This window comes from Streptomyces sp. TRM68367 (assembly GCF_014495685.1).
Classification (GTDB): domain Bacteria; phylum Actinomycetota; class Actinomycetes; order Streptomycetales; family Streptomycetaceae; genus Streptomyces.
This window is the reverse complement of the sequence record NZ_JACTVI010000079.1, coordinates 24,373-37,008: the sequence shown is the minus strand read 5'-3', so window position 1 is coordinate 37,008 and position 12,636 is coordinate 24,373. Positions and strand designations below refer to the sequence as shown.

Annotated in this window: 13 protein-coding genes; 4 read left to right on the top strand and 9 right to left on the bottom strand. The window is 70.3% G+C overall.

Features of this window, described 5'->3' with window-relative positions; genetic code table 11:
• Positions 1–241: 241 nt before the first annotated feature.
• On the bottom strand, positions 242–1,507 hold the full coding sequence (locus H8R17_RS34075; RefSeq protein WP_399477630.1) for an IS701 family transposase: 1,266 nt from the start codon (positions 1,505–1,507) through the stop codon (positions 242–244).
• A gap of 143 nt (positions 1,508–1,650) precedes the next feature.
• Positions 1,651–2,190 carry a gamma carbonic anhydrase family protein gene (locus H8R17_RS34070; protein ID WP_187827081.1) on the bottom strand — a complete coding sequence of 180 codons (540 nt, stop codon included), beginning with the start codon at positions 2,188–2,190 and terminating at the stop codon, positions 1,651–1,653.
• Positions 2,191–2,298: 108 nt separating this feature from the next.
• On the opposite strand from H8R17_RS34070, the gene H8R17_RS34065 reads away from it, so the two are divergent.
• Entirely contained in the window at positions 2,299–3,063 is a 765-nt protein-coding gene (locus H8R17_RS34065) for an acyltransferase (protein ID WP_187827080.1), read from the top strand.
• A gap of 16 nt (positions 3,064–3,079) precedes the next feature.
• On the opposite strand, the gene H8R17_RS34060 is transcribed toward H8R17_RS34065, so the two are convergent.
• On the bottom strand, positions 3,080–3,937 hold the full coding sequence (locus tag H8R17_RS34060; protein ID WP_187827079.1) for a DMT family transporter: 858 nt from the start codon (positions 3,935–3,937) through the stop codon (positions 3,080–3,082).
• 98 nt (positions 3,938–4,035) lie between these two features.
• Here H8R17_RS34060 and H8R17_RS34055 point away from each other — a divergent pair, with 98 nt between their 5' ends.
• Together H8R17_RS34055 and H8R17_RS34050 are read left to right on the top strand one after the other, a co-directional pair.
• The gene (locus H8R17_RS34055) at positions 4,036–4,608 is read left to right on the top strand and encodes a cupin domain-containing protein (protein ID WP_187827078.1); all 573 of its coding nucleotides are present in this window, start codon (positions 4,036–4,038) and stop codon (positions 4,606–4,608) included.
• Positions 4,609–4,642: 34 nt separating this feature from the next.
• Positions 4,643–5,206: a YbaK/EbsC family protein gene (locus tag H8R17_RS34050; protein ID WP_187827077.1), complete on the top strand. Its 564-nt coding sequence runs from the start codon at positions 4,643–4,645 to the stop codon at positions 5,204–5,206.
• Between the two features lie 3 nt (positions 5,207–5,209).
• On the opposite strand, the gene H8R17_RS34045 is transcribed toward H8R17_RS34050, so the two are convergent.
• Positions 5,210–6,271, bottom strand: coding sequence for a cation diffusion facilitator family transporter (locus H8R17_RS34045; protein WP_187827085.1), 1,062 nt, complete (start codon positions 6,269–6,271; stop codon positions 5,210–5,212).
• Positions 6,272–6,594: 323 nt separating this feature from the next.
• On the opposite strand from H8R17_RS34045, the gene H8R17_RS34040 reads away from it, so the two are divergent.
• Complete coding sequence (locus tag H8R17_RS34040) at positions 6,595–6,954, top strand: metalloregulator ArsR/SmtB family transcription factor (RefSeq protein WP_187827076.1); 360 nt, start codon at positions 6,595–6,597, stop codon at positions 6,952–6,954.
• A gap of 32 nt (positions 6,955–6,986) precedes the next feature.
• On the opposite strand, the gene H8R17_RS34035 is transcribed toward H8R17_RS34040, so the two are convergent.
• The 5 genes from H8R17_RS34035 to H8R17_RS34015 form a co-directional block, all read right to left on the bottom strand.
• On the bottom strand, positions 6,987–8,207 hold the full coding sequence (locus H8R17_RS34035; RefSeq protein ID WP_316959608.1) for a 4-hydroxybenzoate 3-monooxygenase: 1,221 nt from the start codon (positions 8,205–8,207) through the stop codon (positions 6,987–6,989).
• Between the two features lie 22 nt (positions 8,208–8,229).
• Positions 8,230–9,870, bottom strand: a complete 1,641-nt coding sequence (locus H8R17_RS34030; RefSeq protein WP_187827074.1) for an APC family permease — start codon at positions 9,868–9,870, stop codon at positions 8,230–8,232.
• A gap of 145 nt (positions 9,871–10,015) precedes the next feature.
• Positions 10,016–10,423: a CoA-binding protein gene (locus H8R17_RS34025; RefSeq protein ID WP_316959607.1), complete on the bottom strand. Its 408-nt coding sequence runs from the start codon at positions 10,421–10,423 to the stop codon at positions 10,016–10,018.
• Positions 10,424–10,538: 115 nt separating this feature from the next.
• Positions 10,539–11,810 carry a sugar ABC transporter permease gene (locus H8R17_RS34020; RefSeq protein WP_187827072.1) on the bottom strand — a complete coding sequence of 424 codons (1,272 nt, stop codon included), beginning with the start codon at positions 11,808–11,810 and terminating at the stop codon, positions 10,539–10,541.
• 5 nt (positions 11,811–11,815) lie between these two features.
• A complete protein-coding gene (locus H8R17_RS34015) occupies positions 11,816–12,589 on the bottom strand; it encodes an ATP-binding cassette domain-containing protein (RefSeq protein ID WP_187827071.1) in 774 nt (257 codons plus the stop codon).
• Positions 12,590–12,636: the final 47 nt, after the last annotated feature.

Below are 12,636 nucleotides of genomic sequence, written 5' to 3'. Positions count from 1 at the left end.
CGCCCGGCACGCCCTCTCGCCGCACCGGCCGAAAGCCCAAGTACGTCCAGTACGAGGGCTTCCGGCTGGCACGCCGAGAGCATGCACCGGACGCCGCTCCTTGACGGGCAAACGTTGCCTGTCGGGGCACGTAGTGCTTGGTCAGGTTGGTACGGTTCTGGCATGTCGCGGTGGCAGGTGGGGCAGGCGCCGGTCCAGAGCGCGAGGAGTGTCTGTAGCTCGCGGACGACCTGGTAGAGGCTCAGGTCGGCGCCGTGGCTTTTGGGGCCTGGGCCAGTCGTTGCAGGGTGCAGAAGGCGTGGGCGACGGAGACGAGGGTGACGTGGTGGTGCCAGCCGCCCCAGGTGCGGCCCTCGAAGTGGGCCAGGCCCAGGGCCTGCTTCATCTCCCGGTAGTCGTGCTCGATGCGCCAGCGCAGCTTGGCGAGCCGGACCAGGGTGGTCAGCGGGGTGTCGGCGGGCAGGTCGGACAGCCAGAACTGCACCGGCTCGCTTTCGCTCGCGGGCCACTCGGCCAGTAGCCAGCACTCGGGCAGTTCCGGGCCGTCGGTGGCCTGCCTGATCTCGCGTCCGGCGGGCCGGATGCGCAGGGCCACGAAGCGGGAGTACATGCGCTTGCGGCCGGAGCGCCCGGTGCCGGGCCGGGATCCCTCGCGCCACTGGACCGGCCGTGCGGCCTTCCGGCCCGCCGCGATGACCAGTTCTTTCACCGATCGGGGCGGGTCGGGGTACTTCGGCACGGGCGGGCGTCCCTTCCCGGAATACGGGACTGTCACCAGTTCGGCGTCGCCGGGCTGGGCCGACAGCGTGGTGGAGATTCCCACCACGTAGTGCATGCCCCGGGCATTGAGGCCGAGCCGGAACGCCGCCGCGTCGCCGTATCCGGCGTCCGCGATGGCCAGCGGCACCTCGATGCCCCAGGAGCGTGTCTCGTCGACCATGTCCAGGGCCAGCTGCCATTTCTCTACATGACTGATGTCGTCGGGGATGCCACAGGATCTGCGGCGGGCGACCTTGTCCGGGTCCGCCTTCGGCGAGATGGGATCCCAGGTCTGCGGCAGGAACAGCCGCCAGTTGACCGCTGCCGAGGCGTGATCGGACGCGAGGTGCAGCGAGACGCCCACCTGGCAGTTGGTGACCTTGCCCGCGGTGCCGGTGTACTGCCGCGACACACACGCCGAGGCGTTGCCGTCCTTGAGGAAGCCGGTGTCGTCGAAGATCAGCGCGGTCGGCCGGACCTCCGCTTCCATCCTCCAGGCCAGACGGGCCCGGACGTGGGCCGGATCCCACGGGCTGGTGGTGATGAAGTGGGCCAGCGCCTGCCGGTTGCCGTCCTCCCCAAGCCGAGCGGCCATCGGCTCGACCGACTTGCGCTTGCCGTCGGTCAGCAGTCCCCGCAGATACACCTGTCCCCACCGGCGCTGGTCATTGCGCGCGAACGGCTCGAACACCTCCGCCGCGAACGCCTCCAACTCACCACGCACCGCAGCCATCTCGTCCGGAGTCACACCACCTCAACGCCACACCGGACCCGAAGGACACGCACCAGCACAGCCGACCTGACCAAGCACTACTAGAGGGGCGCGGGGCTGTGACATTCATGCGGCTGCGCCGCGTGAGCGCGACCAGCCACCCCCAACCCGCAGACCGCCTACGACCCCTGCCCCCCATACGCTCCCCGGTGATGCCGAGCCAACTCGGCATACATGGTGCCGTTGAGCGTCACCCCCTCCCGCTCCTCCTCCGTCAACTCCCGCCTGACCTTAGCCGGAACCCCAGCGACCAACGACCCCGGCGGCACCCGCATCCCCTGCGGCACCAACGCCTGCGCGGCCACCAACGACCCCGCCCCGATCACCGCACCGTTGAGCACAGTCGCCCCCATCCCCACCAGGCAGTCATCCTCCACGGTCGCCCCATGAACCACCGCGTTGTGCCCAATGGACACCCGCTCACCCACCGTGACCGGAAACCCCGGATCCGCATGCAGCGTGCAGTTGTCCTGCACATTGCTACTGGCCCCCACCGAAATCCGCTCAACGTCCCCGCGCAACACCGCCCCGTACCAGACACTCGTCCCCGCGTGCAGCGTCACGTCCCCGATCACCGAGGCCGTGGGCGCCACAAACACCTCTCCGTCGACCTTCGGCTCCTTGCCGCCGATACCCGTGATCAGCGCCTTCTGCGTCATCACCGTCTCCTCGTGTCCGCAGTACACCGGAACCGTACGCCACGGGTGGGGTGAAGATCACAGGCCCTCTACCTCATAAGGGCGCCGCACGCTCAGTACGGTGACCCCGTGCCGAAGCGCAAGAACACGTTCTCATCCTGGCGACGCCGACTGGCGCAGCGCGCGGTCCATGCGAGCTGGGCCTGGGTGCAGCGCACGGGTTCGGTGACTGTCGAGAACCCCGGCCGTTTCCACTTCGGCGCCATCGGCGAAGCCACCCGGCTCGCCTTCCCACTCGGCACGGTCTTCGGCGAACCGTGGATCCACCTCGGCGCCCACTGCATCATCGGCGAGCAGGTCACCCTGACCGCCGGTCTGATGCCCGACCTCGACCTCGGCCCGGAGCCGATCCTGACCATCGGCGACGGGGTCGTACTGGGCCGCGGCAGCCACGTCATCGCCGACACGACGGTCACCATCGGCAGCGACTGCTACTTCGGGCCGTACGTGTACATCACGTCCACCAACCACTCCTACGACGACCCGCACCAACCCATCGGCAAGCAGTGGCCGCGGATGGAGCCGGTGCGGATCGGGCCCGGGTGCTGGATCGGCACCGGTGCGGTGATCCTCCCGGGCGCCCGGCTCGGGCGGAACGTGGTGGTGGCCGCCGGGGCGGTGGTCCGCGGCGCCGTGCCCGACCACGCCGTGGTGGCCGGCGCGCCGGCCCGCGTCGTACGGCGCTGGACGCCCGCCGACGGCTGGCAACCACCGCTGCGCACCCCGGCGCCGGTGCCGATACCGGACGGCGTCACCCCGGACCAGCTGCGCGCGCTGTCGGGCCTGGACGAGGAGACGGCGGCCCGGCTGGCCGAACTGGACGCGGACGCCTGACTCAGCCCGTCCGAACTCACCCCGTCGCCAGCAGCACTGTGCCGATCAGCGCCAGCCCCGAGCCCGCCGCCTGAACGGCCCTCAACCGCTCGCTGAGGATGCCGCGCGCGGCCAGCGCGGTCACCACCGGGTAGAGCGAGGCGAGCACCGCGGCCACGGTGACCGGGCCCCGCTGGGCGGCGATCGAGTACGTGCCGTTGGCCGCCACATCGGCGAGACCGACGAAGGCCAGCGCCGGGAGGGAACCCCAGGGGAAACCGTCCGCGGGGAGTGCGGGAGCACCGCGCCGGACGGAGACGTACAGGGCCAGTCCGCCCGCGGCGACGTTCGTCGCACGCTGCACGAACAGGGCGAGGAACAGGCCGGTCAGCGTGGTCGACGCCGCGGCGATCAGGGCCATCACCGCGCCGAAGCCGAACGCCGCGAGCAGCGTGAGGACGACGACCTGCCGCTGCACCGGGGCGCCCCCGGACTGCGGACCGCCCGCGAGGAGGACCCCGGCGACGGCGACCAGGATGCCGACGAACTGCAGCAATCCGGGGCGCTCGCCCAGCACCAGGCCCACCGCGACCGGCACGGCCACACCGAGCGAGCCGAGCGGGGAGACGACGCCCATCGGGCCCAGGGCGAGCGCCTTGTAGAAGGCGAGCATGGCGACCGGGCCCACGAGCCCGGCGGCCACGGCGAACCACAGCTGCCCGCCGGCCTCGCTCCAGCCGCCGGTCGCGACCACGATCGCACCGAGCACGACGGCCGCGATGGACTGCGAGACGACGACCACCGTGAGCGCTGGCGTGCGCCGGGTCAGCAGCCCGCCGCCGAAGTCGGCCAGACCCCACAACAGGCTGGTGGCCAGCGCGAACAGTGCTGTCATGGGGTGGTCGCCTCGCAGTACAGTTCCGTGAACGATCAGGTGCACCAACACCATAGTTCAACGTACTGAACTCTGTCATTCAAAATATTGGACGGAATGTGTCGGACCTCGACTTGCTGACCCAGTCCCTGGCGCGCAACGTCAAGCACTGGCGGGCGGTGCGGGGCTTCACGCTGGACGTGCTCGCCGCGCGCGCCGGAGTCAGCCGCGGCATGCTCATCCAGATCGAGCAGGCCCGGACGAACCCCAGCATCGGGACGGTCGTCAAGATCGGCGACGCGCTCGGCGTCAGCATCACCACGCTGCTGGACTACGAGCAGGCCCCCAAGGTCCGTATCGTCCCCGCCGAGCAGGCCGTACGGCTGTGGCACACCGATGCCGGCAGCTACAACCTGCTGCTCGCGGGCACCGAGGCGCCCGGGCCGCTGGAGCTGTGGAACTGGCGGCTGATGCCCGGCGAGAGCAGCGCCTCGGACCCGCACCCCGCCGGCACGGTCGAACTCCTCCACGTCAGCACGGGCGAGCTGACGCTGACCGTCGACGGCGTGGAGTACCGCGTCCCGGCGGGCGCGAGCGTCTCCTTCGAGGCCAACACCCCGCACACGTACGGCAACACCGGGGACGTGCCGATGGAGATGGTGATGGCCGTCTCGGTGCCACCCGTTCCCTGAACCGCCGTCCGCGCGGTGTTGCTAACGTGCGGCCATGCACGCACCCATCGGACACTTCGACAACGCCCGGCCCGCCCCCGACTGCCTCGACGAGCTGACCGGCCCGGTCGCCGACGCCGTACGCGACTGGAGCGGCAGCGTCCCCGCCGACCAGATCGTCTACGTCGACACCGACCCGCGGTGGGCCGACACCGCCGTCTTCGTCGAGCACTACGGCCAGGAGCTGCTCGAACGGTCCGCAAACTGCGTCGTCGTCGCGGGCAAGCGGGCCGGTGAGACGACGCTCGCCGCATGCGTCGTGCTTTCCACCGCCCGTGTCGATGTCAACGGTGCCGTGCGCCGCCAACTCGGCGTCCGCAAGGCCTCGTTCGCTCCGATGGACACGGCGACGGGGGAGACCGGCATGGAGTACGGCGGCGTCACCCCCGTCGGACTGCCGGGCGGCTGGCCCGTGTTGGTGGACCCGGCCGTCGTCGACCTGCCCTACGTGCTCGTCGGCAGCGGACGCCGGCGCGGCAAGCTGCTGGTCCCGGGCAAGGCGTTCGCGGAGCTGCCGGGGGCGGTGGTGCTGGAGGGGCTGGGGATCCCGGCCGCCTGACTCTCAGGAGTGGTGGGCCAGTACCAGATGGGGGTCCGTCTCGCCCGGTGCCGGGGCCGGGTCGGCGTGGACCAGGGCCGCGGTGAGGCGGGGCACGGCGTGCAGCAGGGCGTGTTCGGCGTCGACGGCGATCGCGTGGGCCCGGCGTACCGTCACGTCGCCGTCCACGACGACCGCCACCTCGGCGCGCAGCCGGTGCCCGATCCAGCGCAGCCGCAGCTCGCCGACGTCCCGCACGCCGGGCACCTCCTTCAGCGCCCGCTCGGCCCGGTCCACCAGGGCCGGGTCCACCGCGTCCATCACCCGTCGGAACACCTCCCGCGCCGCGTCCCGCAGCACCAGCGCGATCGCGGCGGTGATCGCCAATCCCACGACCGGGTCCGCCAGTTGCCACCCCAGCGCCGCGCCGCCCGCGCTCAGCAGCACGGCAAGGGACGTGAACCCGTCCGTACGGGCGTGCAGGCCGTCGGCGACCAGTGCGGCCGAGCCGATATCCCGGCCGACCCGGATCCGGTACCGGGCCACCCACTCGTTGCCCGCGAAACCGACGAGCGCGGCCACGGCGACCGCCGGGAGGTGCGCGACGGGACGGGGGTTCAGGAGCCGGTCGAACGCCGTCCACGCCGCGAAGGCCGCCGACGCGGCGATCGTCAGCACGATCACGATGCCCGCCAGGTCCTCGGCCCGGCCGTAGCCGTAGGTGAAGCGGCGCGTGGCCGCGCGGCGCCCGAGCAGGAAGGCGATCCCGAGCGGTACGGCGGTCAGCGCGTCCGCCGTGTTGTGCACCGTGTCACCGAGCAGCGCCACCGACCCGGACGCGACCACCACGACCGCCTGCGCCAGCGCCGTCGCCCCCAGCACGGCCAGCGAGACCCACAGCGCGCGCAGCCCACGGGCCGAGGACTCCAGCGCGGAGTCGAGCTTGTCGGCGGTCTCATGGGAGTGGGGAGTGAGGAGGTGGGCGAGGCGGTGACGCAGGCCGGTGGGGGAGGGGCCGGGATGTGAGTGGGGGTGCGCGTGGTCGTGCTTGGGCGGGTGCGAGTGCGGGTGCTTATGGCCGAGCATGTGCCCCTGCTCGTGGTTGTGCGGGTGCTTATGGCCGAGCATGTGCCCTTGCTCGTGCTCGTGCGGGCGCTTGCGGTCGAGCGCGTGCCCGTGCTCATGGTCGGGCCCGGGCTTGTGACCGAGCCCGTCCCCATGCCCGTCGACGTTCGCAGGCTTGTCGTCCGGCCCGTGTGCATGCCCGTGCCCGTGTGCATCCTCGTGCCGCTGCCCGTCGGCATGCGACTGCCTGCGGTCGTCCCGCTCCGCGTGCCCGTCGCTCACGTCGTTGCCCCTTCCGCTGCGCGAAGGTGGACGCGCGCCGCCCACGACGCCATTATGTGCGTATGAGCGCACGCATGCACCTATCACCTGCGCACGACGTGCACCCGCGCACCCCGAGCGAGGAGCAGCTCGCGCTTGCCGCGGAACTCCTCGCCCTGCTCGGCGACCGCACCCGGCTCACGCTGCTGCACGCCCTGAGGGGCGGCGAGGCCGATGTCACGACGCTCACCGAGGTGTGCGGGGCGGCGCGGCCCGCGGTCAGCCAGCATCTGGCGCGGCTGCGGCTCGCGGGGTTGGTGAGCACGCGCAAGGAGGGCCGTCGGGTGATCTACGCACTGCGCGACGGCCATCTGCGCCGCCTGGTGGACGAGGCCCTGAACGTGGCCGACCACCGGCTCAGTGACCGCCCCGTTCACGACTGACCGGTCAGGGCCCAGGGCCGGCCCCTTGTGTCTCAGTACTGGGCCGCCGTCCCCAGGTACTGCTCCGCGAACGCGGTCGCGGCCTTCGGCGAGGTGAACAGGCGGCGCAGCCGGGCCAGCGTGGTGCCCACGCGGAACGGATCGCCCGACGCGGTGCCGTGGTACAGCTCGGACAGCCACTGCGAGAACTCCTGGTAGTCCCACACCCGCCGCAGTGCCGTCTCCGAATAGCCGTTCAACCCGCTGACCTCGCCCGTGCGGAGGTACGCGACCAGCGCGTCGCCGAGCAGGAAGGCGTCGTGCAGCGCGAGGTTCATACCCTTGGCGCCGATCGGCGCGATCAGGTGCGCCGCGTCACCGGCCAGGAAGAGCCGCCCGAACGCCATCGGCTCGACGACGTAGTCGTGCATGTCCAGCACGCGCTTCTCGATCAGCCGCCCCTCCGTCAGCGGCGGAGCACCGGCCGCCCCGAGCCGCTGCTGCAGTTCCGCCCAGACCCTGTCGTGCGACCAGTTCTCCGGGTCCTCGGCCGGCGGGCACTGCAGGTAGTAGCGGGTCACCTCCGGGCTGCGGGCCATGTGGCCGGCGAAGCCGTTTGGGTGGCAGCCGAACAGCACGGTGTCCGCGGACTGCGGCGCCTCGGCCAGCATCGCCAGCCAGCCGATGCCGTAGTCGTGCCGCGCGATCCGGACCCGCCCGGCCGGGATCGCGTCCCGCGCCACCCCGCGCGCCCCGTCGCACCCGGCCACGAAGCCGCAGTGCACCAGCTCCCGTTGACCCGTCTCGGGACAGGTGTACGACACCGAGGGCCGGTCGGTGTCCAGGTCGTGCACCCGTACGTCCCGTACGCCGAACCGGATCTGTCCGGCGCGCGCGTCGGCGTACTCGCGCACCAGGTCCGTCACGAGCAGCGGCTGTGGGTAGATGAAGTGATGGTTCCCCGTCAGCTCGCCGTAGGAGAACCGGTACCGCTCCCCGCCGAAGCGGAACTCGCACGCGGAGTGCAACTGCGCTTGGTCCAGCAGGTTCCGGGCGAGGCCGCGCTTCTCCAGGCCGCGTACGGCCCACTCCTCGATGACCCCGGCCCGGGGCCGCTGTTCGATGAAGTCCCGGGTCTCGGTCTCCAGGACCAGGCAGTCCACGGAGGCGGCCCGCAGGATGTTTCCGATGGTCAGCCCGGCGGGCCCGGCGCCCACGACGATGACGGGAAAGCGTCGTGGAGCGCCGGGTCTGGGGTGGGAGCTGGTGGTCACCGGCTTATTGTGGCGGAGCGGGTCAGTGCATGGGCATGTCCGCGACAACTGCGTCATCGATGCTGCGTTCGATCTCCTCGGACGGGGACGCCGAGGCCTTCGCCCAGTAGTAGACGACCAGGGAGAAGGCGGCGACGATCAGGATGTCCCACCACAGTCCGATGTGGTTCTGGCCGCCGAAGCTGCCCTGCCAGGAGATGACGCCCATGCCGACCAGATAGAACGGCAGCCACCGGGCCGCCTTCCAGTCCAGCCGGGGCGCGTCCGGCAGGCCTCTGCGGGTGGCGTAGTAGGCGTATCCGCCGAGCAGGACGTAGCCCAGGACGATCGCCACGCCGAGCCGCCACAGAGTCTGCCAGGTGGACCAGTAGATGATGAGGTTCGCCACCACGAACGACAGCGGGGAGACCACCTTGCCGCCGGGCAGGCGGTACGGACGCTCGCGGTGCGGCAGCCGGTCGGCGAAGACGCCGTACGCCAGCGGCGCGCCCGCGTACATCAGCACGCTCGCCGAGGTGATGAAGCTGACCAGCTGCTGCCAGCTCGGGAAGGGCAGGAAGCAGACCACGCCGGTCACGAAGGACACGAGCAGCCCGAACCACGGCACACCGCGCCCGCCGGTGCGGGTGAACACCTTCGGCGCGTAGCCGTTGCGGGCCAGGCCGTAGGAGACGCGGGAGGTCGCGGTGGTGTAGATCAGGCCGGTGCCGCCGGGAGAGACCACCGCGTCCAGGTACAGCACGACGCCCAGCCAGCCCAGGCCCAGCAGGGTGGCCAGGCCCGCCCAAGGCCCGCTGATCCCGGGGTAGTCGAGCTTGGCCCAGCCGTGCGCGAAGGAGCTCAGCGGCAGCGCCGCGATGAACACGATCTGGAGCAGGACGTAGATGACCGCGCCGATGGCCACCGAACCGAGCGTCGCGCGCGGCAGGTCGCGCTGGGGGTCGCGGCTCTCGCCGGCCAGCTGGATCGCCTGCTCGAAACCCAGCAACGCGAAGATGATGCCGCTGGAACTGATCGCGCTGAGCACGCCCTTGGCGCCGAACGGGGCGAACCCGTGCACGGTGAAGTTGCCCGGATGGAAGTTGCCGACCGCGATGATGAAGATCGCGGCCAGCGGTACCGCGACCTTCCACCACGTGGCGGCGCTGTTGGTGTGCGCCAGGACCCGCACCCCGAGGAAGTTGATGACGACGAACACGGCCATCAGGACGACCGCGACGATGAACCCGCTGGTCGTCAGCGTGCCTTCCTTGGGGTGCTGGAAGCCCTGCGCCCAGCTCCAGTGACCGGCGTAGCCGATCATCGCCTCGACCTCGATCGGCGCCACGGTCGCCGCCTGCAGCCAGGAGAACCAGCCGAAGGACATGCCGGCCAGACCGCCGAAGGCGTAGTGCGGATAACGCGCCGTGCCGCCCGCGACCGGGAACATACCGCCGAGTTCCGCGTGCACCAGCGCCAGTACAACGATCGCAGCCGCGCCGATCACCCAGGAAATAATGGCCGCGGGACCGGCCAACGTCACGGCCTTTTCCGCGCCGTACAACCAGCCCGAGCCGATGATGGAACCGACCGACGCCCACATGAGCCCGATCAGACCGACATCCCGCCGCAGTCTGCCCGGGCCCCCCTTGACCTCCGGCACTGCATGATCGACGCTTACCATAATTTAAGGGGCCTCTCATAAAGCGTGCGAATGCTCTGGCGAGCAAGAGGCCCCAGGGTAGGAATCAACCACCATTCCGCTGAAGGTGGTTGCCACATTCTTGACTTGTCTGCGGTCAATTCCTGGGAATTGCTTCAGGAGTTCTCTATCCGAGGCGGGGAATTTCTATGGCCGGGCAGCGGTCCATGACCATGTCGAGGCCGGCGGCGCGGGTGCGTTCGTACGCGGCCTCGTCGATGACGCCGAGCTGGTACCAGACGGCCTTGGCGCCGATGGCGGCGGCTTCGTCGGCGATCGGGCCGGCGAGGCTGCTGTTGACGAACACGTCGACGACGTCGACCTGGAACGGGATCGCTTCCAGGGAGGGGTACCCCTTCTCACCGTGGACCGTCTCAGCCTTCGGGTGCACGGGCACGATGCGCTTGCCGAAACGCTGGAGCACATCGGCGATTCCGTACGCGGCTCGACGCTGGTTCGACGACAGGCCCACGATCGCCCAGGTGTCGCCGAGCTCGGTGAGGATCTTGCGGATCGTTGCTGAGTCGCCGTACACGCTCGGTCTCCTTGGGATTGGTGCAGGGGCTGCCATGCCCGACAACAGTGAGCGGAGCGTGGTGATTCCTCGTGGAAGTCGGCTGACCCGGGCAGGAGTCAAGGGAATGGACCTGTCATGCCCGCCCATGTGCCTCCTGCGAGTGTCGGGACAGTGCGTCGATGATCACGGCGGCGAAGAGCACCCCGCCCGTGATCATGAACTGGACGGCAGTGGGAGTGTCCGTGATCACCATGCCCGAGGCGATCGACTGGATGATCAGCATGCCGAGCACCGCCGACCAGGTCGTACCGCGTCCTCCGAACAGGCTGGTGCCGCCGATGACGGCCGCCGCGATGGCATTGAGCAGCAGGATGCCCGGGCCCGACCCCTGACTCACCGAGGTGATGCGCGAGGCCAGGAACAGGCCGCCGATCGCGGCCATGGTGCCGGAGACGGCGAGCACCGCGGTCTGCACCCGCGTCACACTGAGACTGGCGCGACGGGACGCCTCGGCACTGCCGCCGAGCGCGTAGACCTGCCGCCCGTAGTGCGTGCGGCGCAGAACGATGTCGAGGCCGGCCACCACCACGAGGAAGATCAGCAGGGCGAGCGGCAGCCCCTGGAACCGGTTCAGCAGGTATGCGGCGCTGAACGCGGTCACCGCGAGGACTCCCGCGCGCACCGCGATCCCTTGGAGCGAGCGGTGTGGCATGCCCACGGCCTTGCGGCGCCGCCTGTCCTGGTAGGGCACGAGGAAGACCAGGGCCGTGCCGACTGCCGCCAGGCCGTAGGCGGCGGCGTCGTTGGTGAAGTAATAGCTCGTCAGCTTGGCGACAAGGCCGTTCTCGTCGAGGTTGACGGTGCCGCTGGTCCCGAGGATGTAGAGCATGAGCCCGTTCCAGGTCAGCAGCCCCGCAAGGGTGACGACGAAAGCCGGCACGCGGGTCTTGGCGACGGAGAAGCCCTGGACGGTTCCCGCCACGGTGCCCGCGAGTACCGCGATGATGAGGGCGAGCCATTCCGGCACGCCGTTGTTCACGTTCAGAACGGCGAAGACGGCGGCCGCGAGGCCGCTGATCGAGCCGACTGACAGGTCCAGCTCACCTAGCAGCAGCACGAAGACGATGCCGACCGCGATCAGGCCCGTACCCACGATGTCCACGCTGAGATTGGACAGGTTCCGTGGGGAGAGGAAGCTCTCGTTGAGGGACTGGAAGGTGATCCAGACCGCGGCGAGGACCAGGACGACCGGGAGTGAGCCCAGTTCGCCGGCGCTCAGCTTGCGCCGGAGGACGGCGCCCCCGCTTTCCACGACCCGGGTGACGGCCGGTCCGCGGCGTGACCGGCGGGCCTCGACGGCGGGCGCGGCGTGCTCGGCCCGCTTGTTGTCCGCCCTGTTGCGCATCCCTCTCACCAGCCTGCCTCCCGGTGAGCGATCCGGCGGGGCACGTTCTCCGTGGCGCCGGTGATGGAGGAGATGATCTGTTCCTGGGACGCGGTGTTCACGTCGAAGAAGCCGTTGTTGCGACCGAGCCGCAGCACGGCCGCCCGGTCCGCGAGTGCCTTGACATCGCCCATGTTGTGGCTGATGAGCAGGACCCCCATGCCGTGGTCGCGCAACTGGTCGACGAGGTCCAGGACCTCACTGGTCTGCTCGAACCCCAGAGCCGCGGTCGGTTCGTCCAGGAGCAGGACCCGCGGATCGCCGAGGAGTGAGCGGGCGATGGCGACCGTCTGCCGCTGGCCGGCGGACAGCGAGACGACCGGGGCGCGGAGATCGGGGATGCCTCTGGTCAGACGTTCCAGCAGATGTCTGGCTCGGCGCTCCATCTCGACCTCGTCGAGGAATCCGAACCTGCGGATCTCCCGGCCGAGGAAGAGATTGCCCACGACGTCGAGGTTCCCGCACAGCGCGAGGTCCTGGTAGACGGTGGCGATGCCGAGGTCCCGGGCGTCGTGGGGCCGCCTGATGTGGACCGTCCGGCCCTGCCACTCGATGACGCCCTTGTCCGCCGGGACCACGCCGGAGATCACTTTGATCAGGGTGGACTTGCCGGCCCCGTTGTCGCCCAGCAGCGCGACGACCTGGCCGGCCCGGATCTCCAGCTCGATGTCGATGAGGACGTCGACGACACCGAAGCGCTTGCACACGCCGCGCAGCGCCAGCAAGGGGGGAGTCGGCACGGAGACCATCTCCTTCCCGTGACCGGTCCCGCCCTGGAACCGGCCTG

Coding starts and splice junctions, on each gene's coding strand:
- H8R17_RS34020 (WP_187827072.1), bottom strand. CDS start 11,810: ATGCGCAACAGGGCGGACAACAAGCGGGCCGAGCACGCCGCGCCCGCC.
- H8R17_RS34040 (WP_187827076.1), top strand. CDS start 6,595: ATGAGCGCACGCATGCACCTATCACCTGCGCACGACGTGCACCCGCGC.
- H8R17_RS34060 (WP_187827079.1), bottom strand. CDS start 3,937: ATGACAGCACTGTTCGCGCTGGCCACCAGCCTGTTGTGGGGTCTGGCC.
- H8R17_RS34050 (WP_187827077.1), top strand. CDS start 4,643: ATGCACGCACCCATCGGACACTTCGACAACGCCCGGCCCGCCCCCGAC.
- H8R17_RS34070 (WP_187827081.1), bottom strand. CDS start 2,190: ATGACGCAGAAGGCGCTGATCACGGGTATCGGCGGCAAGGAGCCGAAG.
- H8R17_RS34045 (WP_187827085.1), bottom strand. CDS start 6,271: ATGCTCGGCCATAAGCACCCGCACTCGCACCCGCCCAAGCACGACCAC.
- H8R17_RS34030 (WP_187827074.1), bottom strand. CDS start 9,870: ATGGTAAGCGTCGATCATGCAGTGCCGGAGGTCAAGGGGGGCCCGGGC.